Origin of the sequence: Roseburia sp. AM59-24XD (genome assembly GCF_003478445.1) — a bacterium.
Classification (GTDB): domain Bacteria; phylum Bacillota; class Clostridia; order Lachnospirales; family Lachnospiraceae; genus Jutongia.
This window is the reverse complement of the sequence record NZ_QUET01000007.1, coordinates 75766-99902: the sequence shown is the minus strand read 5'-3', so window position 1 is coordinate 99902 and position 24137 is coordinate 75766. Positions and strand designations below refer to the sequence as shown.

Annotated in this window: 24 protein-coding genes and 3 pseudogenes; 17 read left to right on the top strand and 10 right to left on the bottom strand. The window is 45.2% G+C overall.

The features are described from left to right. Positions 1-69 precede the first annotated feature (69 nt). The gene (locus DXA20_RS04865; RefSeq protein ID WP_022307028.1) at positions 70-912 is read right to left on the bottom strand and encodes a histidinol-phosphatase HisJ family protein; all 843 of its coding nucleotides are present in this window, start codon (positions 910-912) and stop codon (positions 70-72) included. Between the two features lie 20 nt (positions 913-932). Further along, positions 933-2720, bottom strand: a complete 1788-nt coding sequence (locus tag DXA20_RS04860) for an Rqc2 family fibronectin-binding protein (RefSeq protein ID WP_118559499.1) — start codon at positions 2718-2720, stop codon at positions 933-935. A 282-nt stretch (positions 2721-3002) separates the two neighbouring features. Between DXA20_RS04860 and DXA20_RS04855 the strand changes: the two genes are divergently transcribed. The 3 genes from DXA20_RS04855 (at position 3003) to DXA20_RS16125 (ending at position 4445) form a co-directional block, all read left to right on the top strand. Continuing rightward, on the top strand, positions 3003-3695 hold the full coding sequence (locus tag DXA20_RS04855) for a lysophospholipid acyltransferase family protein (protein ID WP_118559498.1): 693 nt from the start codon (positions 3003-3005) through the stop codon (positions 3693-3695). Positions 3696-3782: 87 nt separating this feature from the next. Beyond that, positions 3783-4211 carry a hypothetical protein gene (locus DXA20_RS04850; protein ID WP_022307025.1) on the top strand — a complete coding sequence of 143 codons (429 nt, stop codon included), beginning with the start codon at positions 3783-3785 and terminating at the stop codon, positions 4209-4211. Positions 4212-4307: 96 nt separating this feature from the next. Beyond that, positions 4308-4445: a hypothetical protein gene (locus DXA20_RS16125; RefSeq protein WP_158577142.1), complete on the top strand. Its 138-nt coding sequence runs from the start codon at positions 4308-4310 to the stop codon at positions 4443-4445. A 28-nt stretch (positions 4446-4473) separates the two neighbouring features. On the opposite strand, the gene DXA20_RS04845 is transcribed toward DXA20_RS16125, so the two are convergent. Beyond that, positions 4474-5730 carry a D-alanyl-D-alanine carboxypeptidase family protein gene (locus DXA20_RS04845; protein WP_158577141.1) on the bottom strand — a complete coding sequence of 419 codons (1257 nt, stop codon included), beginning with the start codon at positions 5728-5730 and terminating at the stop codon, positions 4474-4476. A gap of 182 nt (positions 5731-5912) precedes the next feature. Between DXA20_RS04845 and DXA20_RS04840 the strand changes: the two genes are divergently transcribed. From DXA20_RS04840 to DXA20_RS04820, 5 genes and pseudogenes are all read left to right on the top strand, one after another. Continuing rightward, positions 5913-7346 carry an acyl-CoA carboxylase subunit beta gene (locus DXA20_RS04840; protein WP_022307021.1) on the top strand — a complete coding sequence of 478 codons (1434 nt, stop codon included), beginning with the start codon at positions 5913-5915 and terminating at the stop codon, positions 7344-7346. 15 nt (positions 7347-7361) lie between these two features. Continuing rightward, on the top strand, positions 7362-8084 hold the full coding sequence (locus DXA20_RS04835) for an OadG family protein (protein WP_022307020.1): 723 nt from the start codon (positions 7362-7364) through the stop codon (positions 8082-8084). Positions 8085-8127: 43 nt separating this feature from the next. Beyond that, the gene (locus DXA20_RS04830; protein WP_118559497.1) at positions 8128-8490 is read left to right on the top strand and encodes a biotin/lipoyl-containing protein; all 363 of its coding nucleotides are present in this window, start codon (positions 8128-8130) and stop codon (positions 8488-8490) included. Between the two features lie 17 nt (positions 8491-8507). Further along, positions 8508-9655, top strand: a pseudogene (locus DXA20_RS18320) (sodium ion-translocating decarboxylase subunit beta). A gap of 15 nt (positions 9656-9670) precedes the next feature. After that, positions 9671-11095 carry an oxaloacetate decarboxylase subunit alpha gene (locus DXA20_RS04820; protein WP_022307016.1) on the top strand — a complete coding sequence of 475 codons (1425 nt, stop codon included), beginning with the start codon at positions 9671-9673 and terminating at the stop codon, positions 11093-11095. Between the two features lie 135 nt (positions 11096-11230). Here the strand turns inward: DXA20_RS04820 and DXA20_RS04815 are convergent, their stop codons facing one another. Beyond that, positions 11231-11491 carry a DUF4321 domain-containing protein gene (locus DXA20_RS04815; protein ID WP_022307015.1) on the bottom strand — a complete coding sequence of 87 codons (261 nt, stop codon included), beginning with the start codon at positions 11489-11491 and terminating at the stop codon, positions 11231-11233. A 205-nt stretch (positions 11492-11696) separates the two neighbouring features. Here DXA20_RS04815 and DXA20_RS04810 point away from each other — a divergent pair, with 205 nt between their 5' ends. Together DXA20_RS04810 and DXA20_RS04805 are read left to right on the top strand one after the other, a co-directional pair. Next, positions 11697-12782 carry an LCP family protein gene (locus DXA20_RS04810; RefSeq protein ID WP_118559496.1) on the top strand — a complete coding sequence of 362 codons (1086 nt, stop codon included), beginning with the start codon at positions 11697-11699 and terminating at the stop codon, positions 12780-12782. Positions 12783-12981: 199 nt separating this feature from the next. Beyond that, complete coding sequence (locus DXA20_RS04805) at positions 12982-14058, top strand: LCP family protein (RefSeq protein WP_022307013.1); 1077 nt, start codon at positions 12982-12984, stop codon at positions 14056-14058. Between the two features lie 161 nt (positions 14059-14219). Here the strand turns inward: DXA20_RS04805 and DXA20_RS16120 are convergent, their stop codons facing one another. Beyond that, positions 14220-14486: a hypothetical protein gene (locus DXA20_RS16120; RefSeq protein WP_158577140.1), complete on the bottom strand. Its 267-nt coding sequence runs from the start codon at positions 14484-14486 to the stop codon at positions 14220-14222. Then, positions 14459-15430: a D-alanyl-D-alanine carboxypeptidase family protein gene (locus tag DXA20_RS04795; RefSeq protein WP_243100539.1), complete on the bottom strand. Its 972-nt coding sequence runs from the start codon at positions 15428-15430 to the stop codon at positions 14459-14461. The genes DXA20_RS16120 and DXA20_RS04795 overlap by 28 nt, the downstream gene beginning before the upstream one ends. A gap of 179 nt (positions 15431-15609) precedes the next feature. Between DXA20_RS04795 and DXA20_RS04790 the strand changes: the two genes are divergently transcribed. From DXA20_RS04790 to DXA20_RS04760, 7 genes and pseudogenes are all read left to right on the top strand, one after another. After that, on the top strand, positions 15610-15906 hold the full coding sequence (locus DXA20_RS04790; protein ID WP_118559494.1) for a YhbY family RNA-binding protein: 297 nt from the start codon (positions 15610-15612) through the stop codon (positions 15904-15906). Beyond that, positions 15903-16520: a nicotinate-nucleotide adenylyltransferase gene (nadD, locus tag DXA20_RS04785; RefSeq protein ID WP_118559493.1), complete on the top strand. Its 618-nt coding sequence runs from the start codon at positions 15903-15905 to the stop codon at positions 16518-16520. Before DXA20_RS04790 ends, nadD begins: the two co-directional genes overlap by 4 nt. After that, positions 16517-17122, top strand: a complete 606-nt coding sequence (gene yqeK, locus DXA20_RS04780) for a bis(5'-nucleosyl)-tetraphosphatase (symmetrical) YqeK (protein WP_118559492.1) — start codon at positions 16517-16519, stop codon at positions 17120-17122. Before nadD ends, yqeK begins: the two co-directional genes overlap by 4 nt. Before the next feature lie 31 nt (positions 17123-17153). Further along, positions 17154-17516: a ribosome silencing factor gene (gene rsfS, locus DXA20_RS04775; RefSeq protein ID WP_118559491.1), complete on the top strand. Its 363-nt coding sequence runs from the start codon at positions 17154-17156 to the stop codon at positions 17514-17516. Positions 17517-17604: 88 nt separating this feature from the next. Then, a pseudogene (gene lexA, locus DXA20_RS04770) lies at positions 17605-18218 on the top strand (transcriptional repressor LexA). A 162-nt stretch (positions 18219-18380) separates the two neighbouring features. After that, positions 18381-18728 carry a LysM peptidoglycan-binding domain-containing protein gene (locus DXA20_RS04765; protein WP_158577139.1) on the top strand — a complete coding sequence of 116 codons (348 nt, stop codon included), beginning with the start codon at positions 18381-18383 and terminating at the stop codon, positions 18726-18728. Between the two features lie 345 nt (positions 18729-19073). Beyond that, positions 19074-20474, top strand: coding sequence for an N-acetylmuramoyl-L-alanine amidase family protein (locus DXA20_RS04760; protein ID WP_118559489.1), 1401 nt, complete (start codon positions 19074-19076; stop codon positions 20472-20474). A gap of 42 nt (positions 20475-20516) precedes the next feature. Here DXA20_RS04760 and DXA20_RS04755 read toward each other — a convergent pair. The 4 genes and pseudogenes from DXA20_RS04755 to lspA all read right to left on the bottom strand — a co-directional run. After that, positions 20517-21574 (bottom strand): annotated as a pseudogene (locus DXA20_RS04755) (tyrosine-type recombinase/integrase); the annotation flags it as partial. Between the two features lie 136 nt (positions 21575-21710). Next, the gene (locus DXA20_RS04750) at positions 21711-22076 is read right to left on the bottom strand and encodes a BlaI/MecI/CopY family transcriptional regulator (protein ID WP_022306831.1); all 366 of its coding nucleotides are present in this window, start codon (positions 22074-22076) and stop codon (positions 21711-21713) included. Between the two features lie 501 nt (positions 22077-22577). After that, positions 22578-23510 carry an RluA family pseudouridine synthase gene (locus DXA20_RS04745; RefSeq protein ID WP_118559488.1) on the bottom strand — a complete coding sequence of 311 codons (933 nt, stop codon included), beginning with the start codon at positions 23508-23510 and terminating at the stop codon, positions 22578-22580. Between the two features lie 62 nt (positions 23511-23572). Then, complete coding sequence (lspA, locus tag DXA20_RS04740) at positions 23573-24091, bottom strand: signal peptidase II (RefSeq protein ID WP_022306833.1); 519 nt, start codon at positions 24089-24091, stop codon at positions 23573-23575. Positions 24092-24137: the final 46 nt, after the last annotated feature.

The window sequence follows — 24137 nt, the reverse complement described above, 5'->3', positions numbered from 1 at the left end:
GCAGCAGATTCATAATGTCCAATTGCATTCAGACCACGTGCCAAAAGTAGTTTCTTAATATGTAGTTACTCAAAGTGCGATCATTTCCGGCTTTCGTCCGCGAAACTCGGTATAATACCGGAAACCACAGCTTTGTAACAGAGCCGGGATGCGTTCAAAGGCATACGCCAGATGCTTTGTCTCATGCGCATCGGAGCCGACCGTAATGATCTCGCCGCCAAGCTCTCTGTAACGCTTTAACACCTTTTCCTGCGGATTCGTGTGACCAAGACCGTATTTGATCCCCGCCGTATTTACCTCAATGCCTTTGCCGCGCGCAAGCAGAAGATGAAGGATCTCATCGACCGCATCTGCGGACTCCCGGAAACATTTTTCCATATATGCCTCATTGATGATGCCCTGCGCCTTGTATTTCTGCTGGGTCGGCGTATAGCGGATAATATAATCAATGTGTCCGTAGACGTCAAAGTCTATGCCTGTTTTGATATTTTCCATGGTCAGCTCGTAGTAGCGGCGGATGCCCTCCTTCTCCGAATACTGTTCCCAAAAGGCAGGGTAATAAGGATCGACATTGTCCACCAGATGTGTCGAACCGATTACGAAGTCAAACGGGTATCCATGCACCAGTGCATTGCAACGTTCTGTAAGATCCGGTTTCAGACCGATCTCTACACCACGGCGCAGCTCAAACTGCGGATATGACTCCTTCAGCGCGGCAAGCTTTGCAAAATATTCATCCACATCAAACAAAAACTCGACGCCATTTCCCATATCCGGGAAATCATAGTCAATATGGTCGGTAAAACAGATGGAAGATAAGTCAAGCTCAATCCCCTTTAAAACCATCTGTTCCATAGGTGTGTCACTGTCTGTTGAAAATGATGTATGCACATGATTATCCGAACGTATCATCAGTAAGTATCCCTCCTGTCCTAATCCTCAATTTCCTTTAATCCGGAAATATCCGGAACGATCGTCATGGAATAATTGGTATAATAAACAACAAAGCCCGGCTTGCTACCGTTCGGCTTTTTGATATGTTTGCGCTCAATATAATCAATCTCTGCCTTTGCCTGATTCTTTGCCTTGGAATACCACGCGGCAAGAGCTGCTGCCTCCTCGAAAGTCCTGTCCGGAAGCTCTTTCCCTTCGGTCTTTACGATCACATGAGAGCCTGCCGTTCCCTTGGCATGAAACCACCAGTCGCCACCGTTGGCGAAGTGGAATGTAAGCTCATCATTCTGATAATTATTCCGTCCGACGTACATATGAAAACCATCCGAAGAAATATAATGAAACGGCTTACTCTTTGTCTTAACCTTGCCACGGCTGCTTTTGGCTTCCGCATGCTTCTTGACATAGCCGCACTCCGAAAGCTCCCTGCGGATCAGGCTCAGATCTTCCTCCTGTCTTGCAATATCAAGTGCATTGCTGACAGACTCGAGATGCTCGATTTCCTGTCTTGTCTCCTCGATCTGGACTGTCAGCGCCTCAAAGGTTCTCTTAAGCTTGGCATATTTCTCGAAATATCGCTTGGCATTGTCCATCGCCGACTTCGTCTCATCAAGTGGGATCGTTACTTCCTTGCCGGTATAATAATTCTCACAGGTAAAGCTTTTCTCCCCGCCGGTAAGGCTGTAACCATATGTTGTAAGAAGATCACCATAGACCTTGTATTTATCACGCTTCTCAGTATCCCGAAGCTGTTTTTCCTGCAGATCGTATTTCTTGCGGCAGCGCTCCAGCGCCGTGTTGGTCACACGACGAAGCTCAAAGGATTTCTGATGGATTCTCGAATAGAGTTCCTTCTGCGCATAATAATCATACAGCAGACTGCTCATGCTGTCATACACAATACTCTGACAGCTCTCATCCCGCTCATACGAAGTCAGGTCAAATGCCGCAAACTCCACAGGCTCCTGTCCGCGCCGGATCATGGTCGGCACAAAGGAGTGGGAGAGAAGCTCTTCCCGAAGCGTCTCAAAATTGCGGTACAAGTGCAGTCGCTCCATCTCCGTAAGCGCATCCGTAGATGTCACATCCGAAAGGCTTGCCCGGTATAAAAGTTCATTTGCCATAACCGGACTGAAACCGGTAAGCGATGTATAGATTGCCTTTGCGGGCGGCATCGGCTTTGTCAGAACACGCTCTAAAAAAGTGTCCCTGTCCACGGTCAGCGGATCAAACTTCTCTAACGTATTCGGAATGAAATATGTTCTTCCCGGCAAAACCTCACGCACCGAGCTGACTAACGCCGAAACCCTCTTGATACTGTCTATGATCACATCATCCTCCTGACAGAAAATGATGTTGCTGTGCTTGCCCATCAGCTCGATATAAAGCTTTTTGTGGCACAGATCCCCCATCTCGTTGAGATGCTCCAGTTCAAAACAAAGAACACGCTCCAGTCCGATCTGACAAACCGAGAGTATCCTTGCATTGGACAAATGCTTTCGAAGCACCATACAAAAGGTCGGTGCCGTCATCGGAGAATTTTTGGTCTCCTCCGTCTCATAGATCAACGGAAGACTCGGATTGACCGAAAGTACAAGACGCTTCTGACTGCGCAGTGTCTTTTCTCCTTCCTGAGGGATACTCTGCTTGATCGTCAGAAGCAGCTCATCCTTCTCCGGCTGGGCGATCTTTGCAATGCGTCCGCCCGTAAGATCCCGGTTAAGCTCATATGCCATATCTGCGATCACCATTCCATCTAATGCCATGGATTCATCCTCCTTTATCTTTATTTATCTCCATAAATCATCAAATATGCGACAGCATTTGGAAAAGATATCCATTGTGATCTGATTTTCGTTCATGCATCATTTTATATGTACCGTCTCCGTTTTGCAACAGTTGCCAAAAAATATTTAATATGGTAAATTATGATATAAAAGAAATGGCTTCATTCACTGCTGTTTCAAAATGATTTTACCATTAGAAAAGAGTGAAGCACATTGCTCCGTTTTATATATGTTTTAATACGGAACCTGCACAGGGCATGGATGATCCCGCAAGCGGGCTATTATGCTGTCAGGGAGCGCAAATATTCCGAGGAGTTCCGTTATCAGTATGACCTGAAGATGATCCGTCAGATGATGAAAACCGCACGGATCTCCACCTCCGTTTATGGCAGAGATAATCTTCCTGCTACCGGAGGTTATGTTATGTTTCCGAACCATCAGGGCAAATACGACGCACTCGGAATCATGTACGGTCATCCGCTGCCCTGCTCTGTGGTAATGGATGACGCCCGTTCCCATATGCCTCTTGTCAGCCAGTTTATCGATCTGGTCAAAGGAAAGCGGATCAAGCTGCACGATATCCGTCAGGCAGCCCGGATCATCCATGAGGTTTCCCAGGAGACCGCACAGGGACGCAAGTTCATTATTTTTCCGGCAGGAGGCTATAAGCACCGCAACGGTAACCACGTGGATCCGTTTAAACCGGGTACGTTTAAGAGTGCCATGAAGGTGAAAGCGCCGATCGTTCCTGTTGCACTCGTGGATTCCTGGAAAGTATATGATCTCAATTCCCTGCGCCGCGTCCACACACAGGTATATTTTCTGAAGCCACTCTATTATGAGGACTATAAGGATATGAAGTCTGTTGAGGTATGCGACCTTGTATACCGCCGCGTCTGCAAGGCGGTCCGGCTCGGTGAACGCAATCTGCCGGAGCTTGCCGTCCGCTGCTGATGGATAAGTACCATACCTGAGCTGCAGAAAGATTACTAATTTGGCGGATCACAACATAAGCATTATCAAAAGGAAGGAGGATGTCCCATGAAGCAATTACATAAACAGCACTGGCTGATCATCTGCATGATCCTTGTAATGATTGTTTCTGCATCCGGCATGGATGTAACTTCACTTCCACAGGGACATTCTCCGGAATTTTCTGCGAACGGCAGTCTTATTCAGACCACCACTGTCCAGAACAGTTCTCTGGAGCTTTGCAGCCCGGAGCTTCTTGGCGTCCGTCTGATCCAGCCGAGACTGAGTAACGCGCGTCCGGTCACGCTCAGACAGGACGGCAGACAGCAGCATGATCTGACTCTTCTTTACACGATTGCTGTTCTTTCTATCTGTACCTTTTTTTCCAGAAGAGATTTTACCCCCGCCATTTACAGATCTACTACCTTCCGGCTTGCAACCGCCATACGTTTTATCCACGACAAGGATGGGGCGAAAGCAGACCTTTTATTCCAATAGGGTACCACCGGTGAGTTTCTGACCGTTTTCTTTTGGTACCTGTTTCACCTTATTTATAACATGAAAACAGAATAAAAGGAAAAGAGGTTTTATATTATGAGTACAACTATCGCTTTAGCTATTATAGGTATTGTTATTTTAGGAATCACGATCTTCAGTTTTCAGTTTTCCAACACAGGATCTGTTAATACAGACGCTGATACCGGTGAGAACAGTGACAGTGCTTCCAAGTAATCGGAATCATGTAATCGGAAACATCCGGCTACGAAAAGACAACGCTTTTAAGCGCATGCCGGAATAAGTACGGAAAATCAACGGATGCATCGTCCTGCTGCGTACATAACGGGATCCGTTCCAGAATCTCTCCGTTTAGAAGCAGTTCTTTGTATCCAATGATATCTCCACCACGGACAGGTGCCGTCAGCTTCTCGGGAAGTGATGTTTTGAGTTCGATCACATCATCGATCCGAAGAGGCATCGGCACGCTGTCCGTATCTTTTGAAAGAGCTGATACTAAAACCGTATGCTGCCGTCCATTTTCAACCGGCAGGTTAAAGGTATCCTGTCCCAACGGGATATCGCAGGTCTGAAAGCCCTCAAAGCCATAATCCATCAGCTGTTTCGTATCAGACCATTTATATGTTTTATGCGGCGGCCAGCCACAGGCAAGCACTGCCGAAACTAACGTGCGTCCTTTCCGTTTGGCTGCACCGCAGAAGCAGTATCCCGCATTTGCGGTAAATCCGGTTTTAATGCCAATCGCACCGTCATACATTCCAAGAAACGCATCGTGATTATTCACGTTAAAGCTGCGCTTCCCCGACTGATCCTGAAACTGATACTGCGGCGTCTGTATGATCTTTAGAAAGTCTTCGTTCTGAATGGCATAAGCACTGATCATACAAAGCTCCTTTGCTGTGGTATAGTGTTTTTCATCATCTAGTCCGTTCGGCGTGACAAAGCTAGTGGACTCACAGCCAAGCTCTCTGGCTTTTTCGTTCATTTTGTCAGCAAAGCCTTTGACAGAGCCGCCGAGGTATTCTGCGATTGCAACTGCCGTATCATTATGGGATTCTAACATCAGGGAATAGAGTAGATCGCGCAGACGGTATTTTTCGCCCTCTCTGATATTTAACTGCACATCCGGCATCGATGCTGCGTAGGAGGACACCGGAACAAATTCATCAAGCCTGTCTGATTCCAGTGCAAGGATGCAGGTCATGATCTTTGTTGTGCTTGCCATCGGCATTGGCTCCTGTTCATTCTTCGAGAGAAGCAGCCTTCCTGAAGCCGTATCCATCACACAGTATGCTTTGGCATATAAGGCGGATGGGGTAGAAGCGGCGACCTTTGAGCCAAGCTGCGCGCCGGTCAGACGAACCTGTGTGGCAGGCTGTATTGTCACTGACGGATTCGGTGTTAAAAAGCGGTTTTCCTGCTCTTTTAATGTGCGTTTCAAGGGCTGTGCCAAAAGAAAAATACAGAAACCAAGAAGGAGAATGCTAATGATTTTTTGCATGGTATTTACCTGTTATACATATAGAATTACCTAATTATATGAGGAAACGGCAAAATCATTCTTTTTTCTTTTATTTCTGAAAAAAATGGCGAAAAAACGGTTGCCATTTTTGCCCAAAAGAGATACACTTATACTTGGTCTAAATTTGTTTTTATTATAACTATTATATAGGAGGTCAAAACATGAGTAACTCAAACACTTTGTCTGCAAAAGACCGTATTGAGTCTTTGGTGGACGAGAATAGTTTTGTTGAACTCGGTGCCGGAATCACTAAGAGAAGCACAGATTTCAACATGGAGGAGAAATCTGTACCGGCAGATGGTGTCATCACCGGATATGGACTGATCCAGAACAATCCTGTCTATGTATACAGTCAGGATGCATCTGCACTGAATGGTACGATCGGAGAGATGCATGCAAAGAAGATCGCACACATCTATGAATTGGCAATGAAGACAGGGGTTCCTGTCATTGGACTGATCGATTGTGCAGGAATGCGTCTTCAGGAGTCTACCGATGCCCTTGCAGGCTTTGGTCAGATCTACAAGATGAAGGCAAAGGCTTCCGGCGTGATCCCACAGATCAGCGCTATCTTTGGCAACTGCGGCGGCGGTGTTGCTGTTATGGCTGCCATGAGCGATTTTACATTTATGGAGCAGAATAACGGTAAGCTTTTCGTAAATTCTCCGAATACTCTGGAGGGTAACTACGCAGATAAGCTTGATACCGCTTCTGCAGATTTCCAGAAGACCGCTTCCGTTGTGGATGTTATCTGCGACGGTGAGGAATACCTTCTTTCGGAGCTTCGTGATCTTGTAAGCATTCTCCCTGAGAATAACAATGAGATCGGCGGCATGGAAGAGTGCATGGATGACTTAAACCGTCTTGTACCTGACTTTGCAGATGAGATCAAGGATCCTGCAATAGCATTTGAGGATCTCGGCGACAACAACTTCTTCCTTGAGTTAAAGAGGGACTTTGCCAAGGAGATGGTAACAGGCTTTATCAGCCTTGACGGCATGACAGTCGGCTGCGTTGCCAACAGAACTGCCGTATACGGCGAGGATGGAAGCGAGCAGGAGAGTTTCGAGGCACGCCTGACCTCTGACGGATGTGATAAGGCAGCTTCTTTCATTAAGACATGTGATGCCTTCAATATTCCGATCCTGACACTGACAAACGTTGAGGGATTTGCTACAACGGTTGAGGAAGAGAAGACGATTGCTTCCAAGGCTGCAATTCTGACTGCTGCATTTGCTGAGGCAGATGTACCAAAGGTCAACCTGATTACAGGCAATGCTTACGGCAGTGCATACATCACAATGAACTCTAAGCACATCGGTGCTGACATGGTATTTGCCCTTCCTGATGCGAACATCGGTATGATGGATGCACAGGTTGCCGCTAAGATCATGTATGCCGACGATAAGGATGCTGATATTTCCGCTAAGGCTGCTGAATTCGCAGCACAGTCCGGCACACAGGCTGCTGCAGCCAGAGGATATGTTGATTCCATCATCGCTCCGGAAGCAGCAAGAAAACAGTTAATTTTTGCATTCGAGCTTCTTTTCACTAAGAGTGAGTATCCAATCGGCAAGAAGCATGGAACCATCTAAAAAGGAGAGACATTTATGAAAAGAAAGTTATTATTATTTTTCTGTGTTTTATCCTGTGTACTGATGGTATCCGGATGTTCTTTGGTCCGTGGCAATGAAAACTTCGACAAGAAAACTCTCGAGCAGCAGACCGACAGTTTCTTAAACAACTGGTTTTCATTCGATTTCGATTCAACGATCGCCACTTACAAGGATCAGATGGATGAGACAACCCTTGCACAGTATAAGCTTTATGCAAAGCAGAAAAAGCAGTATAAGGGACTGAAAAAGAAAATCAAAACAGAGTATACGATCACAACAGATTCTGCAACGGTTACAGAGACCATTCTCTGTGAGAGCGGAGATAAGCTTCTTGCAAGTCTTACCTTCGACAAAGACGGACAGATCCAGACCGATGACAGCGGAAATTATTCATTCAAGTTTGATGAATATAAGACCCTCGGTCAGAAAATGCAGAAAGCCGGACTGAATACGATCATGAGTATGTCTATCGTATTCCTGGTACTGATCTTCATCAGTCTGTTGATCAGCTGCTTCAAGTTTATCGGTCTCATCGGTAAAGGTAAGGCTGATAAGTCACCTGTAGCAGTTGCCGCAGCTCCGGCAGCTCCGGTTTCCGAGCCGGAGGATCTTACTGATGATCTGGAACTTGTAGCAGTCATCACCGCAGCGATCGCGGCCGCTTCTGAGACAGAGAGTGCAGACGGTCTTGTTGTTCGCTCAATTATCCGTCGATAGTAATATCAAACAAATGAATGAATTTATTTAATGGAGGATTATCATGAAAAATTATACAATTACAGTAAATGGAACTGTTTATGACGTAACTGTGGAAGAGGGAACAGGCTCTGCAGCACCGGCAGCAGCAAGTGCACCAAAGGCTGCTCCTAAGGCAGCTAAGCCGGCAGCCGCTAAATCAGCTGGCGCTGGTTCTGTAAAGGTAAATGCACCGATGCCCGGAAAGATCCTTTCCGTAAAGGCATCTGTTGGACAGGCGGTTAAGAAGGGTGATGTTCTTCTTATTCTTGAGGCTATGAAGATGGAGAACGAGGTTGTTGCTCCGGAGGACGGTACTGTAGCAAGCATTGATGTTGCTGCCGGAGATTCTGTTGAGGCTGGTGCTGTACTTGCAACTTTGAACTAATTTAGGAGGGAATAACTTTGGATTATATTATCTCAACGCTTGAGAATCTTGCCGGTCAGACAGCGTTTACAACGCTGACACCCGGTAACTACCTGATGATTCTGGTAGGCTGTGTATTTCTCTATTTAGCGATCAAAAAAGAATATGAGCCATTGTTGCTGGTTCCGATTGCATTTGGTATGATCCTGGTAAATATTTACCCGGACATCATGGCAAATCCTGAAGACACCTCCAATGGCGTTGGTGGATTATTACATTATTTCTACATTCTCGATGAGTGGAGTATCCTGCCATCACTGATCTTCCTTGGAGTCGGTGCCATGACAGACTTTGGTCCACTGATTGCAAACCCAATGAGCTTTTTACTTGGTGCTGCCGCACAGTTCGGTATCTTTTCTGCTTACCTGATCGCAATCCTCTGGGGATTCAACGATAAAGCTGCAGCAGCAATTTCTATCATCGGTGGTGCCGATGGTCCTACATCCATTTTCCTCTGCGGTAAGTTAAAACAGACGGATATATGGGACCGATCGCCGTTGCGGCATATTCTTATATGTCACTTGTGCCGATCATCCAGCCTCCGATCATGAAGCTTTTCACAACAGAGAAGGAGCGTAAGATCAAGATGGAGCAGCTTCGTCCTGTATCTAAGCTGGAGAAGATCCTGTTCCCGATCATCGTTACGATCGTTGTATGTCTGCTCCTGCCGACAACAGCTCCTCTGGTAGGTATGCTGATGCTTGGTAACCTGTTCAAGGAGTCCGGCGTTGTGAAACAGCTCACAGAGACTGCATCCAATGCACTTATGTACATCGTTGTTATCCTGCTTGGTACTTCTGTCGGTGCTTCCACATCTGCAGAGGCATTCTTAAGACTCAGCACATTAAAGATCGTTGGTCTTGGTCTGATTGCATTTGCGATCGGTACCGCTTCCGGTGTATTGTTCGGTAAGCTGATGTGCTTTGTAACAAGAGGAAAAGTAAACCCATTGATTGGTTCTGCCGGTGTATCTGCCGTTCCTATGGCAGCCCGTGTTTCCCAGAAGGTCGGAGCGGAAGCAGATCCTACAAACTTCCTGCTGATGCACGCAATGGGACCAAACGTTGCCGGAGTTATCGGTACTGCAGTCGCAGCCGGTGTATTTATGGCAATCTTTGGAATTTAGAATTGGAGGAGAATCATGGCTAATAAAGAGAAATCTATCGAAAAGAAACCGTTAAAAATAACCGAAACCATTCTGCGTGATGCTCATCAGTCTCTGATCGCCACCAGAATGACAACAGAGCAGATGCTTCCGATCGTTGATAAGATGGATCAGATCGGATACCATGCAGTAGAGTGCTGGGGTGGAGCTACATTTGATGCCTCCCTTCGTTTTCTGAAGGAGGATCCATGGGAGAGACTCCGTAAGCTCAGAGCAGGCTTCAAGAATACAAAGCTGCAGATGCTTTTCCGTGGTCAGAACATTCTTGGTTACAACCATTATGCAGATGACGTAGTAGAGTATTTCGTACAGAAATCTATCGCAAACGGAATTGATATCATCCGTATCTTTGACTGTCTGAACGATCTTCGTAACCTTGAGACTGCTGTAAAGGCAGCCAATAAGGAGAACGGACATGCTCAGATCGCTCTTTCCTACACACTCGGAGATGCTTATACTCTGGATTACTGGAAAGACATGGCTAAAAGAATTGAGGACATGGGTGCAAAGTCCCTGTGTATCAAGGATATGGCCGGTCTGTTAGTTCCTGTTAAGGCTACCGAGCTTGTTGAGGCTCTTAAGGAGTCTGTTGATATTCCGATCGACCTGCATACACATTACACATCCGGTGTTGCTTCCATGACTTACATGAAGGCAGTAGAGGCAGGCTGCGATATCATTGATACCGCAATCTCTCCATTCGCAATGGGTACCAGCCAGCCTGCAACAGAGGTTATGGTTGAGGCATTCAAGGGAACACCTTATGATACAGGTCTTGATCTTGACAAGCTGTCAGAGATCGCCGATTACTTCCGTCCAATGCGTGAAGAGGCATTAAAGACAGGTCTTATGAATACAAAGGTACTTGGTGTTAACATCCAGACACTTCGTTATCAGGTACCGGGCGGTATGCTCAGTAACCTCGTTTCCCAGTTAAAGGAAATGGGTCAGGAGGATAAGTACGAGCAGGTTCTCGAGGAAGTGCCAAAGGTTCGTAAGGACTTCGGTGAGCCACCACTTGTTACACCTTCTTCACAGATCGTTGGTACACAGGCAGTGCTCAATGTCGTATCCGGCGAGCGTTATAAGATGGTTACCAAAGAGTCCAAGAAGCTTCTCTCCGGAGAGTTTGGTCAGACTGTTAAGCCATTCGATAAAGAAGTTCAGAAGAAGTGTATCGGTGATACAAAGCCGATCACCTGCCGTCCGGCCGATCTGATCAAGCCGCAGCTTGCAGATATCGAGAAGGAGATGGCTCAGTACAAGCAGCAGGATGAGGATGTGCTTTCTTATGCACTGTTCCCACAGGTTGCTACAGAGTTCTTCAAGTACCGTGAAGCACAGCAGAATAAGGTCGATGCGGCTGCTGCGGATACTGACAGCAAGGCTTATCCGGTCTAATTCACTGTTTGTATATGATATAATTTGATATTTTTTAAGAAGCCGGACTGCATTTTACATGCTCCGGCTTCTGATTTCTAAAAAACAAAACGGACTTTCGTATAATATCGAAAGCCCGTTTTGTTTTATGTACGTTTAAATAAAATGATAGATAATGATCGCGATCACGATTCCCACAATACTTCCCAGCGTGATCTTCACAGAAAGACCAAAGGTCAGTACCAGAATGCCAAGATCCAGTTTAAACGGCTGTGTCAGTCCAAACTTCTGACCATAATTGAGCCAGGAGAGGGCAGAAACGCCCGCTGTCGCCTGTGCGATAAAGCTTCCGATCACAATGCCCGCAAGCAGCAGAAGAAACAGCGCCCATTTATTTTTACCAGCACCGCGTGCCATAAGATTCACCTCATTTCTAATAGATATCACTTCTTCGATTATATAGGAAGCACATATGTTCGTCAAGAAAAAAATGACAATCCCTGTCTATTTCTGAATACTTTCTGAAACATATTCAAACAGACTTGTACAACAATGACAGATAGTGTATGATGCATATATATGTTGCGTTGACAAGTTACATATTCAGGAAGGATTTATTAAAATGAAGAAAACAAAAAAGAAAAAAAATAGAAAAATTGTTTCCAAAATCCTCTTTGTGCTGGCACTGTGTGTCAGTGTATTTGCAGGCTTCTGGATCGCACGTACTCAGATCGTATTCAGTTCCGTGAATCAGAATAAGGACAATGCTTTTAAGCAGGTAAAGCTTCCGAAGGGCAACTATAAAAGCGATAATAACATCGTCAATATTCTGATCATCGGAAACGATTATCGAAAAGAATCCGGCTATTCCGCTGCAGGTCTTCCGGACGTTATGATGATCGCCACCCTTGATAAGAAGCATAAGAACTTAAAGCTTACCTCTCTGCTTCGTGATCAGGTCGTTGATATACCGGGGCACGGTCAGAACCGTCTTAACTCCTGCTTCGGATACGGAGAGGATGGTCCGACACTTCTTTATAAGACCATCGCCCAGAACTATAACATCAAACTTGACGGTTATGTCGAGGTTGGATTTGATGCCGTAAAGGCGATTGTCAACGCTGTCGGTGGTGTAGAGATTGAACTGACCGAGTCAGAGGCTGCGTATCTGAATGCAACGAACTATATCCGTCCTGCAAAGTACCGCAATGTCAAAGCCGGTACACACATCTTAAATGGTGCACAGGCACTTGGTTACAGCCGTATCCGTAAGCAGGCCAAGGGAATCACTCCGGTTACGCCAAACGGCAAAATGGACGATTACGGTCGTACCTGGCGTCAACGTAACGTGATCAATGCAATCTTTAACAAGGCCAAGGGAACCTCTTTGCCAAAGCTGATGGATATGGCTCAGACCATCCTCAGCAAGTATGTCACCACAGACTTAAACAGCCAGGATATCATCGGTTATATGAAAGATGTTGTCATGATGGGTACGATGGAGATCTACCAGCTGCAGATCCCAATGGACGGTTATTTTACGACACAGGCGAATTATCAGGCTCCGGGTTCTACAACAAACCTCGGTTCTGTGATCTTACCGGATATGACCACCAATACCGCTGCCTTAAAGGACTTCATTTTCAAGTATAAGGGTACACCGGGGCAGGAGTACACATACGGCGGAAGCACTGCCGCACCGCAGTAAATCCTCTTAGAACTTTATAGGATCCACTTTCTGTAATCGCAGGTTCACGCAGAGATCTTTACTCAGAGGAATACCGAATAAATCAGCCAGCCGCTTATCTTAAAACGACTGGCTTTTTTCTATTGCATAATCCACAGCTTTCATGTAAAATGTATAGGTATTTATTGTAAAACTATAAGATAAATGAGAGGTTACCATAATGTGGGTTAAAAGAGTACTTTATGTGGTTGCACTGATCGTAAGCGGAGCACTTGGATTTGTTGCTGCCAAAGGACAGGTTGCCGTAATAGACACTTTAGATGTTGTTCAGAGAGATTATGATACATCCTTTTCCAAGGTTGATCTTTCCGGCATCCATGTAAATTCCGATAATAACATTGTCAATATCCTGCTGGTCGGCAATGACTACCGAAAGGAATCCGGTTATTCTGCCGGAGGACTGACCGATACCATGCTGATCGCTACGCTTGATATGAAGCATGGCACCTTAAAGCTTACGACACTGATGCGTGATATGCTGGTTGAGATTCCGGGACATGGCAATAACAAGCTTAATGCAGCTAATTCCTATGGCGGCATCGAGCTTTTGTATAAAACAATCGCGCAGAATTTTAATATCCAGCTTGACGGCTATGTCGAAGTCAGCTTCGATGCTTTTAAGACAGTTGTCAATGACGTTGGTGGTGTAGAGATCGAACTGACCGAGTCCGAAGCAGCTTATCTGAATGCAACAAACTATATCCGTCCGGCTAAGTACCGTACTGTCAAAGCCGGCAAGCACACCTTAAACGGTGCACAGGCTCTCGGTTACTGCCGTATCCGTAAATATGCCAAGGGAATCCAGCCGGTCACACCAAACGGTCAGATTGACGATTACGGTCGTACCTGGCGTCAGCGTAATGCCATTACCAGTATCTTCAGCAAGGTGAAGAAGATGCCGAAGTCACAGTGGCTTAAGATTGCCAAGGATGTTCTGAAGCAGAACGTCAAGACAGATCTTTCCAACAAGCAGATCTTTAACTATATCAAAGATGTCGTCATGATGGGTACTACAACGATCCATCAGCTTCAGATCCCTGTCAACCCGTATTTCTCCGGCGGAAATGTTCCCGGCGTGGGCTCCTGCCTGTCCATCCAGAAGGAATATCAGGCAGATGCGATCAATCAGTTCGTCTTTAAGTACGATGGTAAAGGCGGAGAGTTTACGTATACCCCTTCCAGCGATGTCAGTGGTTATGTCAGCAGTTCGACACCATCAGCGTCACCGGCAAACTGACAAACCACATATTTTTCAAAATATAACAGCCATTGCAGAGCAATGCATTCCGGTATTGAACCGGAGCGCATTTTCCGCAATGGCATTTTTAGTAAAATCTTAAAGCGCAATGCGCGACAGATGCGAAACATCTGGATTTTGGGGATATTATATCCTGTCATTTACGAAACCAGAAATCTTTTTAGAAGTTTTCCGTATCCATCTGAATAGGTTGCCTTTTTTATGTCCTTTGCCGCGTAGATTGGGATTTCCTCCAACGTCTGATCATCAAGCGAATAGACGATTCTGCCGATCACATCTCCCCTTTTTACAGGCGCTGTCAGGTTATTTTTATATTCGATACTGCGCTTGATCTGATCACCGTATTCCCCTTTACACAGGGTATAAGAAAAGTCCTTGTCTACATATGCCTCCGCCACCTCCTGCACACCGTTTTCCACCGGAATATCCGGAAGCTCAGGGTAGAAGTCTGATCGAGATAACCGGTACAGTTTGCAAAACCATAATCGAGAAGAGATGCCGCCTCTGCAAAACGCACCTTCGGCTCCGGTGCCGCCATGACTACTGCCGTAAGACTTACGCCCGCTCTGGATGCCGTGGCAGACAGACAATACTTTGCCTTCGAGGTCGAACCTGTCTTTAATCCGGTGATCCCCCGGTAAGTCCGGATCAGCTTATTCGTGTTGGTCAGACCGAACTGCGTATCTCCCTTTTTCGTGGAATGCGTGATCTCATCCATCCAGATGGTTGAGTACCGGCTGATCTGTGGGTAGGACGTGATCAGCGCACGGGACATAAGCGCCACATCGTAGGCACTGCTGTAGTGACCGCTTTCGATCGAATCATCCAGCCCGTTGCAGTTCTTAAAATGTGTATGCTCCATGCCAAGCGCTTTTGCCTTCTGATTCATCCGGTCCACAAATGCCTGCTCGGAGCCGGCAATAAACTCCGCCATGGCAACCGCCGCATCATTTGCACTGGACACACTGATACATTTGATCATCATGTCAACGCTCTGTGTTTCTCCGGGTTCTAAAAACACCTGTGATCCTCCCATGGAAGCGGCATACTCACTGACCGTAACCATATCCTCCATACTGATCTGCCCCTGTTTTAATGCATCAAAGATCAATAAAAGCGTCATGATCTTTGTAATACTCGCCGGAATGCGTTCCTGATCCTTTTCCTTTTCATACAGAATACGTCCGCCTGCGTTTTCGATCAATACAGCAGACGGTGCCGTGATCTCAAGAACATCCTGCGTTTGTTTTTCTGCCTGCTTTGCAGATGCACCGGAAGCACCATTTCCCGTCATACCGCCTGCAGACATGATAAATGCCAGAAACAGAGCAAAGGCTTTTCTATATTTCATAAGAAACCTCGCATCTCATTCAATTATCATAATATATTGTACAAAATGTCGGATTATTCCAAAAAATGTTTGGCAACCGTGGCATCTTCGTTTATAATAATGTGAGAACATTATGGGTATGCTTATTCTTTAAAGACGTTTCAAAGACGCGTACCCCAGAGAAAGGCATGGTATTTAATATGACAAGTAAAGAACGGGCAGAGTTAAAGTCTCAGGCAATGACAATGGACAGCATCTTTCAGATTGGCAAGGCGAGCCTGACACCACAGATGACACAAGCAATCCGTGATGCACTTCACGCCAGAGAACTGATCAAGATCTCTGTACTCAAAAACTGTGCAGACGATCCGAAAGAGCTTGCACGTATTCTTGCAGAGCGTACCGGTTCACAGGTTGTACAGGTGATCGGCAAGAAGATCGTACTATACAAATTAAATCCGGAGAAAGAAAAGAAGAGAAGGGAAGCTTCCAAATGAAGCAGATCGGCTTAATGGGCGGCACCTTTAATCCGATCCATAATGCCCATCTTGCCATGGCAGCTGCTGCTCTTGAGCAAATGGCTCTGGATGAGATCTGGTTTATGCCCTCCAAGAATCCGCCGCACAAGTCCTCACGGGATATTGTATCAGAGGAGCTTCGAAGTGACATGATCCGTCTTGCGATCCAGGGAGCACCACAATATATTTTCTCCGACTTTGAACTTCGCCATGAGGGGACGACTTACACCGCTGAGACACTGAAGCGGCTACAGCGGGAATATCCGGCAGACCGGTTTTATTTTCTGATGGGCGGAGATTCTTTTTTTCAACTGGAAACCTGGTATCACCCGGAGCAGATCATGAAGCTTACGACAATTCTGGCATTTTCCCGCAATGGAGAGACCGACAGGCAGATGCAGGCGCGGGCAGATGAGCTTGCACACCGTTATGAAGCGGATATCCGTCTTCTTTCCATGGAGGAGATGCCGGTAAGCTCCAGCCTTATCCGTGATCGGGTACAGAACGGACAGCCGGTCGGTGCACTGGTTCCTCCTGCAGTGGAAGAGTACATCCGTACAAACCATTTATACAAAGGAAGTGTGACAACATGATCAACTACGAACAACTGGAGCAGATCCAGAAGAAGCTTCAAAAAAACATCACCGCAAAGCGTTACCGCCATACGATCGGTGTACAGTATACCTCCATTTCGCTGGCAATGCGTTATGGTGTCGATCTGGATCAGGCAGCACTCGCAGGCCTTTTGCACGACTGCGCCAAATGCCTTGATGACAAGGAAATGCTGCGTCAGTGCGAGAAGAACAATATCGTATGCAACAAAACCGAGAAAAAGCAGCCATATCTGCTTCATGCGAAGCTTGGTGCCTGTTATGCCGCCAAAAAGTACGGCATAACCGATCCGGCGGTTGCCGGAGCGATCCGGTATCACACAACAGGGCGCCCCGGTATGACGCTGTTGGAAAAGATCGTGTTTACCGCCGATTATATTGAACCGAACCGCAAGCTGCTCGAGCATCTTCCTGCGATCCGCCAGATGGCATTTATTGATCTGGACGAGGCAGTCTATCTGATCCTCCGGGATACCGTAGATTACCTTGGTGAGTCTGATCCGGATAAGGAAAACGAGATTGAACATCATACACTGGAAGCCTACGAATATTATCGGAAACTGCACGAGGCAGCAAATGCCTGAGAGCAGTACATCACCCAGAAAGGAAGAATATATGAATCAGTCTAAAAAAATGGCACTGACCGCATACGAAGCATTGGACGAAAAGAAAGGCGAAGAGATCAGGATCATCGGAATCGGTGAGATTTCCATTCTTGCCGACTATTTTATTATTGCCGGAGGCGCAAGCAAACCACAGCTCCAGGCGATGATCAACAACGTACAGGAGAAAATGCATGAGGCAGGCTTTGACGTCAAGCGGATCGAGGGAAACCGCGACAGCAGCTGGATCCTGATGGATTACGGCGATCTTGTGGTACACCTTTTCAACCGTGATGACCGCCTGTTTTATGATCTTGAACACATCTGGTCAGACGGAAAGCCTGTCAACATTGACACCTTAAGAACATCTGTTTGACAAAGACTCTGACATATGATATTCTAAATAAAAGAACTTGTGTTTGCATCTTTTATACCATTTAACCAACGAAAAGGAGAACACTACCGTGGAAAAAGGAAGAATATCACCAAAGCAGTCCGAAATTCTGGAATATATTAAATCAGAAATCTTAAACCGTGGTTATCCACCGGCAGTCCGTGAGATCTGCGAAGCGGTTCATTTAAAGTCAACCTCCTCCGTACATTCTCATCTTGAGACACTTGAGAAGAACGGATATATCCGCCGCGACCCGACGAAGCCGCGTGCAATTGAGATTGTTGACGATGACTTTAATCTTGTTCGCCGTGAGATTGTCAATGTGCTCTGATCGGAAGCGTTGCCGCTGGAGAGCCTATCTTTGCAGAGCAGAACATCGAGGGATATTTTCCTCTGCTGGCAGATGATATGCCGTCCGGTGAAGCATTTATGCTGAAGGTCAAGGGAGAGAGCATGATCAATGTCGGCATTTACGATGGCGATCATATTATCGTACATAAGCAGAATACGGCACACAACGGAGACCTTGTCGTAGCTCTGGTGGACGACTCCGCCACTGTCAAGACATTTTATAAGGAGAAAGGTCATTTTCGTTTACAGCCTGAGAATGACACAATGGATCCGATCATTGTTGATGAGGTTGAGATCCTTGGAACAGTATCCGGTTTATATCGTCGTTACTAGTCTTTTATCAGGGCAACAAATAATACGAACTTTTGTTCGAAAATCTATTGACAAACATTTGTTCGCGTGGTATATTTATATCACAGAACAGATGTTTGTCTTTTATTTTCTGATCCGGAGTCCTTTCCGGCAGTACAGAAGATATTTCGAATGGAGGTCTTTATGATGAAGAATTACAAATTTATCGTACCATGCATGATCATTGCTTTTCTGATGGGACTGCTCGTGATGAGCGGCATCAGCCGGATATCAGCTTCCCCTGCAAGGACACAGGCAGCGAATATCCGCGAGAAGCGTGTTGTATCTGTCATGGTCGAAGAGGACGACAGTATCTGGTCGATCGCCAAGCAGTATTACACAGAAGAATGCGGATCCATGAAGGATTATATTGCAGAGATTAAGAAATGTAATTCTATCTCATCAGACACCATTTATGCAGGTTATCCTTTGCTGGTGCCGGTATGGGCATCCGATGCCGAGCTTCCTGCTCTGGAGGAAGGCAGCCTGTAGCCGGTTCAATTATCGAACGAACAACAGACATCTGCATCTGCGCGCACAATGCGTAGAAGAGTTGTGCCATATACAACGAACTCGCCCTCTGCAATAGGATAAGCGGATTCCCTATATCCTCTTATCTGCGTATTATCAAGACGCCGGATCACCCCCTATAGATCCGGCGTCGATTTTTCCTGATTCTGCCTTGAATTTGTAACAATTATTCTGTACTATAATAGGATGCAAGGGTTGATACATTGGTCAACGACAACGTTACCATAGCAATGCGATCCGCAACATTCATCAGGTACTTCCTGATAATAAATATTAAGTACAAATTCACGAAATGAGGAAGAAACATTGAAGCGTAAGTTTATTATCATCTTAAATTTGCTGCTTGGAGCAGCACTTTTCGGAGGGGTGACCCTCCATCCATATACAGTCTCTGCAGAGACTGCGGAGATTGAAACTGATTCCGATGATCTGGAAGGTGTAGAATATGACAGTGCCGATCAGAACGGCGTATTACTGGATATTGATATCGTTCCGGACGAATATGACCGCAAGCATTATGATGCCGCACTGAATACTGTTTATCTGGAAGATACCGATGACAGTCAACAGGTATTGTCGCTGTATACTGATTATTCATCAGATACGGACAAGCTGACCTGGAACGCCGATGAAGAAAAGGGAATCCTGACTCTCGTCTTTCCAAACACATACAATGCAGTAGGAGAGCAGATACCTGCACTCACGAATTCTACTTATGTCAAAACGATATCCGTCACCTCCGATTCCAACAATACAACCGTGACGGTAACATATCAGCCCGAGTGCATGATCTCCGTCGAGACAGAGGATGTTGGATTTTCCATTACCTTCTCCAAGTCATCGTATTCTCTGCGTATCCGTTTGCCGGAGGGAGTCACAATGGAACAGATCATAGATACCGATTATTATTACAACCACAAGTTTGTTCTCCAGATTCCAGGCAAGCACAAAAGCCTGTATGACCAGTATCCGATCATACGGAAGAATCCGGTGATCACCGGCGTTAAAGTAACTCAGAGTGGCAGCAATACGAAGATTACGGTAAGTACCTCCAAGCTGCAGGGCTATAAGTATACCAGACAGGGCGATTATCTTTTCGTCACAATAGATCGTCCCCGTAAAATTTATAAAAATATTGTCGTTCTTGATCCGGGACACGGCGGTAAAGACTTCGGTGCAACAAACCGTGGTTCCAAAGAAAAAGCGATTAATTTCAAGATCATTTATACACTTGCCAGAAAATATTTTGACAGTCCCTCCTCCAGCGTAAAAGCATACTGGTCCCGTTACAATGACAAATTTATATCTCTGTCGGAACGCGCCCGATTTGCAGCAGAGGTGGATGCGGATCTGTTTGTCAGTCTCCATATGAACAGTGCCTCCAATCGTTCTGCCAACGGCATGGAGGTCTATTATGCAAAAAGTAACAACCGAGTCACGGATACTGGTCTGTCCAGCCAGAAGTTAGCAAGGAAAATGCATGATCGTCTGGAGAATAACCTGACTATTCCAAGCCGTGGCGTCAAAAAGGCTGAATTTTATGTATTGCGTCACAATACAGTACCATCCATTTTGATCGAGCTTGGCTTTATATCCGGTAACCGTGATTACAACAAGATCACGTCTCCGGCATATCAGAAGAAGACAGCACAGAATATTTACGAAGGGGTTGCAGACATATTTAAAGCATATCCTACCGGACGGTAGGAAGTACGGTGATATTTTTAGCAGATAAAAGATATCACCGTTTTTATGCAGCGTCACTGCATCAGCCGCACTTCGTTTCTGTTCATCATCCATTGCCGCATAATGCTTTCTGGTGGTATTAACGTCATTGTGCCCCAGAACCTCTGCCACAAGATAAATATCACCGGTCTGCTGATAAAGTGCCGTGCCATAGGTACTGCGCAGCTATGCGGTGTAATATGCTTAAAAGAAGTGATCTGAGAAGTATATTCATTCACCAGATTTTCGATCGCCTGCACACTGATGCGTCTCTTCTGTATCGAATAGAAGAGGGCATGTTCATGACCTTCCCTGGGCTTAACGTGAACACGTTCCTCAGTAATATAGCTTTTCAACGCAGTGGCAACCTCCTCGCCAAAATAAACATATTCCTCCTTGCCGCCTTTCCGAATGATCCGGATACGGTTATTCTTAAAATCAACATCCTCAATATCAAGTCCGACACACTCCGAAACACGAATCCCCGTTCCAAGAAACAATGTAAAAATCGCAATATTTCTCTGCTTATTTTTCTCATAATAGACCTTTTTCATGCCGGACAAATGATCTCCTCCATGCTCAACAAGCTCTAAAAGATCACTGACTTCGTCGGCATCCAGCCGGATAATTTCCCGGTCATGAAGCTTAGGCATATCGACCACAACCGTTGGATTATGGCGCAACAGATCCCGCTTCTGATAATACAGAAAAAAGCTTCTTAACGAAGCAAACTTGCGCTTAATGCCTCGTTCATCATTCGTAAACACCTGACCATCATAGGTATAATATTTGAGATATTCCAGATATTCTTCAATATCCACCGGCCGGAGCTGATCCAGATCACTAAGACAGATATCCGTCATCTGTGCGTTCTTAAAAGACGGATTCTCAGACAGCAGGAAACGGAAAAAGGTACGAATATCATACCCGTAACCAATCCGTGTCTTTGCTGTGGTAGTCGGTTCAATTCCGCGAAAATAATCCCTGCAGAAAGACGGCATTGTCTTTAACAGCTCGCGCAGCTTCACAGTATTCTGATTCGATGTACTCTGATGATATGTCTGTACGTTGGATGTTCCCATAAATAACAACTCCTTATAAGTCTTATTAAAATAATAACGCCGTAGCCATATTGTATCATATTGGGCTTAAACCGGCAAGCTCTATTTGAAAAACTGGAGTTTATCCAAGAGAGTGATTTAAAAAAGACAGATACTACTATCTGCCCTGCCCGGATAAAAGCTTTTGAAGTTCGTTGCGTTCTGACTCGCTAAACTTCTGATTTGCAAGATATGACTGAATAAAGTTCTCCAACGATCCGTTATACATCTGATTCAGCAATGCCTTTGTTTCAATTTCCTGAATCTTTCTCTTTGTAATATTGGCACGACAGATAAAGCCCGGATCTTCTCTGGTGATTGCGCCTTTATCAATCAGACGTTTGATCACCGTATAGGTTGTGTTTTTTTCCCAGCCGATATATTCCTTGATGATCTTGGAAATATCTCTGGCAGCCAGTGCCTTATTAGACCATAAAAGCTCCATAACATTTAATTCACCTTCATGTAAACGTATCTCTTTCATGAATTATCCTCCAGTTTCAAAGTAACCCCCATAATAATGTCATTAACAGAAAAAGGGTACACGTTTTCTACAATTGTGTTCTCATTTTGCAATTGCATTCTACAGCTATGTCATTCCAATCATACCCAGTCTGCTTTTATTCTACTCACTTAGAAGTCTTTCGTCAACGGGAATATGTCTAAAAAATTACATGCATTTTAATTCACTTTGCACAAAAATTAAGTATATTACATTTTATTTACACCAAGCGATATCGATTTTCGAATTTGTATTTTGTCTTACTGTTGTATTACAAACATGCTACAGATGTAGAATTATGTTAATATGCATCATTCCAGATTTGAATATGCACATGATAAATTATTATTTTACAGTGCCAACAAAACTATTTTAATCAACCATATATGTCGCTTATATCACTTTTCAGGCCCGTTCTACATGTGTAGATCACGTAAGTACAGAGAGGTCTGATTTGCTCGCAGCTTCATCATCCGAAAAATATCATATGTTCTTTTTTGCAGAAAGCTGTGTTACAAGCTTTTCAAAATACTCCGGCAGCGGTGCCTCAAATTCCATATACTCCTTCGTTCTTGGATGAATAAAGCCAAGAACCTTTGCATGCAGGGTCTGACCTGTCAACCGGAACGGACACTTTTGCGGACCATATACCTGATCTCCCAGAATCGGATGACCAATGCTTGCCATATGCACACGGATCTGATGCGTGCGTCCCGTCTCAAGCTGGCATTCCACATAAGTGTATTTGCCATTGAGTTCATCCAGAATATGATAATGTGTGACGGCTTCTTTGCCGTTTTTTTCATTGATCGCCATCTTCTTGCGGTCAACCGGATGACGACCGATCTTCCCCTCTACGGTACCATCTTCTGCAAGGGATCCGAGTACGATTGCATGATACCTTCGCGTGATCGAATGTTCCTTAAGCTGTTCTGCAATGCACTGATGTGCATAATCGTTTTTGCAGGCAACGATCACACCGGTTGTGTCCTGATCGATACGATGCACGATTCCCGGACGCATAACGCCATTGATCCCTGAAAGGGAATCCTTACAGTGATACATTAATGCATTAACGATTGTTCCGGTATAATGTCCCGGTGCCGGATGCACCACCACCTGTTTGGGTTTATTGATCACGATCACATCGTCATCCTCGTATAAAATATCAAGTGGAATATTCTCGGGTACAATCGCAGGCTCTACCGGTTCCGGTGCCTCAAACACGATCTGATCCTGTCCCATCACCTTATAGCTTGCTTTCGCTGCCTTCCCGTTGATCAAAACTGCTTTGCTTTTAATATTCTTCTGTAGGAATGATCTGGAGTAATCCGGCAGCTTCTGTGCCAGATATGCATCCAGACGTCTTCCCTCCTCTTCCGGAGCAACTGTAAATTCATATCGTTCTTCTGTCATTTTCTTCCTCATCATTTACTGCAAATATATAGACTGACTTTTTCTCATTATTTCCGGTAATGTTACAGACTACTGCTTTCTTTTTCTTTTTTCCCGCCAAATTTGTAGACCGCCATATCCTCTTCCTGATAATAAAATCCGATCAGCATGGCAAGAACCACCGCAGATACAACAACGTAGCAGTCCGCCACATTAAAGATTGGAAAATCGATCACCTTTGCATACAGAAAATCAATGACGTAGCGATGCGCAAAGCGGTCATACATATTTCCCATTGCACCTGCAGCAAGCATAATGCTGAATATACGGATCAGACGATAATGCGGTGTGTCCGGCGTCTTAATATACACATACAGGATCATTACCAAGATCACAGCAGTCAACAGGATCAGAAATATCTGTTTATTTTGTAAAATGCCAAATGCAGCACCGTAATTTTTCAGGTAACGAAGCACAAAGAAATCTCCCAACACCTTCTTAGTCTCCTGTCCCTTTAAATATATAGTTGCCGCATTTTTGGTCCACTGGTCGATTCCAAACAGTATAAGAAACAGCAAAATACCTTTGATATACTTCTTCATATTTATAAATTCCTTTCCGAAAAAAACTGCCAAACCAAAGCGGAAA

Excerpts from the sequence above, each read along its gene's own strand:
- yqeK (WP_118559492.1), top strand. The coding sequence starts at position 16,517 with ATGATCAACTACGAACAACTGGAGCAGATCCAGAAGAAGCTTCAAAAA.
- DXA20_RS04820 (WP_022307016.1), top strand. The coding sequence starts at position 9,671 with ATGGCTAATAAAGAGAAATCTATCGAAAAGAAACCGTTAAAAATAACC.
- DXA20_RS04750 (WP_022306831.1), bottom strand. The coding sequence starts at position 22,076 with ATGAAAGAGATACGTTTACATGAAGGTGAATTAAATGTTATGGAGCTT.
- DXA20_RS04790 (WP_118559494.1), top strand. The coding sequence starts at position 15,610 with ATGACAAGTAAAGAACGGGCAGAGTTAAAGTCTCAGGCAATGACAATG.
- DXA20_RS04855 (WP_118559498.1), top strand. The coding sequence starts at position 3,003 with ATGATCCCGCAAGCGGGCTATTATGCTGTCAGGGAGCGCAAATATTCC.
- DXA20_RS04805 (WP_022307013.1), top strand. The coding sequence starts at position 12,982 with ATGTGGGTTAAAAGAGTACTTTATGTGGTTGCACTGATCGTAAGCGGA.
- DXA20_RS04835 (WP_022307020.1), top strand. The coding sequence starts at position 7,362 with ATGAAAAGAAAGTTATTATTATTTTTCTGTGTTTTATCCTGTGTACTG.
- DXA20_RS04815 (WP_022307015.1), bottom strand. The coding sequence starts at position 11,491 with ATGGCACGCGGTGCTGGTAAAAATAAATGGGCGCTGTTTCTTCTGCTG.
- nadD (WP_118559493.1), top strand. The coding sequence starts at position 15,903 with ATGAAGCAGATCGGCTTAATGGGCGGCACCTTTAATCCGATCCATAAT.
- DXA20_RS04795 (WP_243100539.1), bottom strand. The coding sequence starts at position 15,430 with ATGAAATATAGAAAAGCCTTTGCTCTGTTTCTGGCATTTATCATGTCT.
- DXA20_RS04865 (WP_022307028.1), bottom strand. The coding sequence starts at position 912 with ATGATACGTTCGGATAATCATGTGCATACATCATTTTCAACAGACAGT.
- DXA20_RS04745 (WP_118559488.1), bottom strand. The coding sequence starts at position 23,510 with ATGACAGAAGAACGATATGAATTTACAGTTGCTCCGGAAGAGGAGGGA.
- DXA20_RS04765 (WP_158577139.1), top strand. The coding sequence starts at position 18,381 with ATGATGAAGAATTACAAATTTATCGTACCATGCATGATCATTGCTTTT.
- DXA20_RS04810 (WP_118559496.1), top strand. The coding sequence starts at position 11,697 with ATGAAGAAAACAAAAAAGAAAAAAAATAGAAAAATTGTTTCCAAAATC.
- DXA20_RS04850 (WP_022307025.1), top strand. The coding sequence starts at position 3,783 with ATGAAGCAATTACATAAACAGCACTGGCTGATCATCTGCATGATCCTT.
- DXA20_RS04845 (WP_158577141.1), bottom strand. The coding sequence starts at position 5,730 with ATGCAAAAAATCATTAGCATTCTCCTTCTTGGTTTCTGTATTTTTCTT.
- DXA20_RS04840 (WP_022307021.1), top strand. The coding sequence starts at position 5,913 with ATGAGTAACTCAAACACTTTGTCTGCAAAAGACCGTATTGAGTCTTTG.
- DXA20_RS04860 (WP_118559499.1), bottom strand. The coding sequence starts at position 2,720 with ATGGCATTAGATGGAATGGTGATCGCAGATATGGCATATGAGCTTAAC.
- DXA20_RS04830 (WP_118559497.1), top strand. The coding sequence starts at position 8,128 with ATGAAAAATTATACAATTACAGTAAATGGAACTGTTTATGACGTAACT.
- rsfS (WP_118559491.1), top strand. The coding sequence starts at position 17,154 with ATGAATCAGTCTAAAAAAATGGCACTGACCGCATACGAAGCATTGGAC.
- lspA (WP_022306833.1), bottom strand. The coding sequence starts at position 24,091 with ATGAAGAAGTATATCAAAGGTATTTTGCTGTTTCTTATACTGTTTGGA.
- DXA20_RS16125 (WP_158577142.1), top strand. The coding sequence starts at position 4,308 with ATGAGTACAACTATCGCTTTAGCTATTATAGGTATTGTTATTTTAGGA.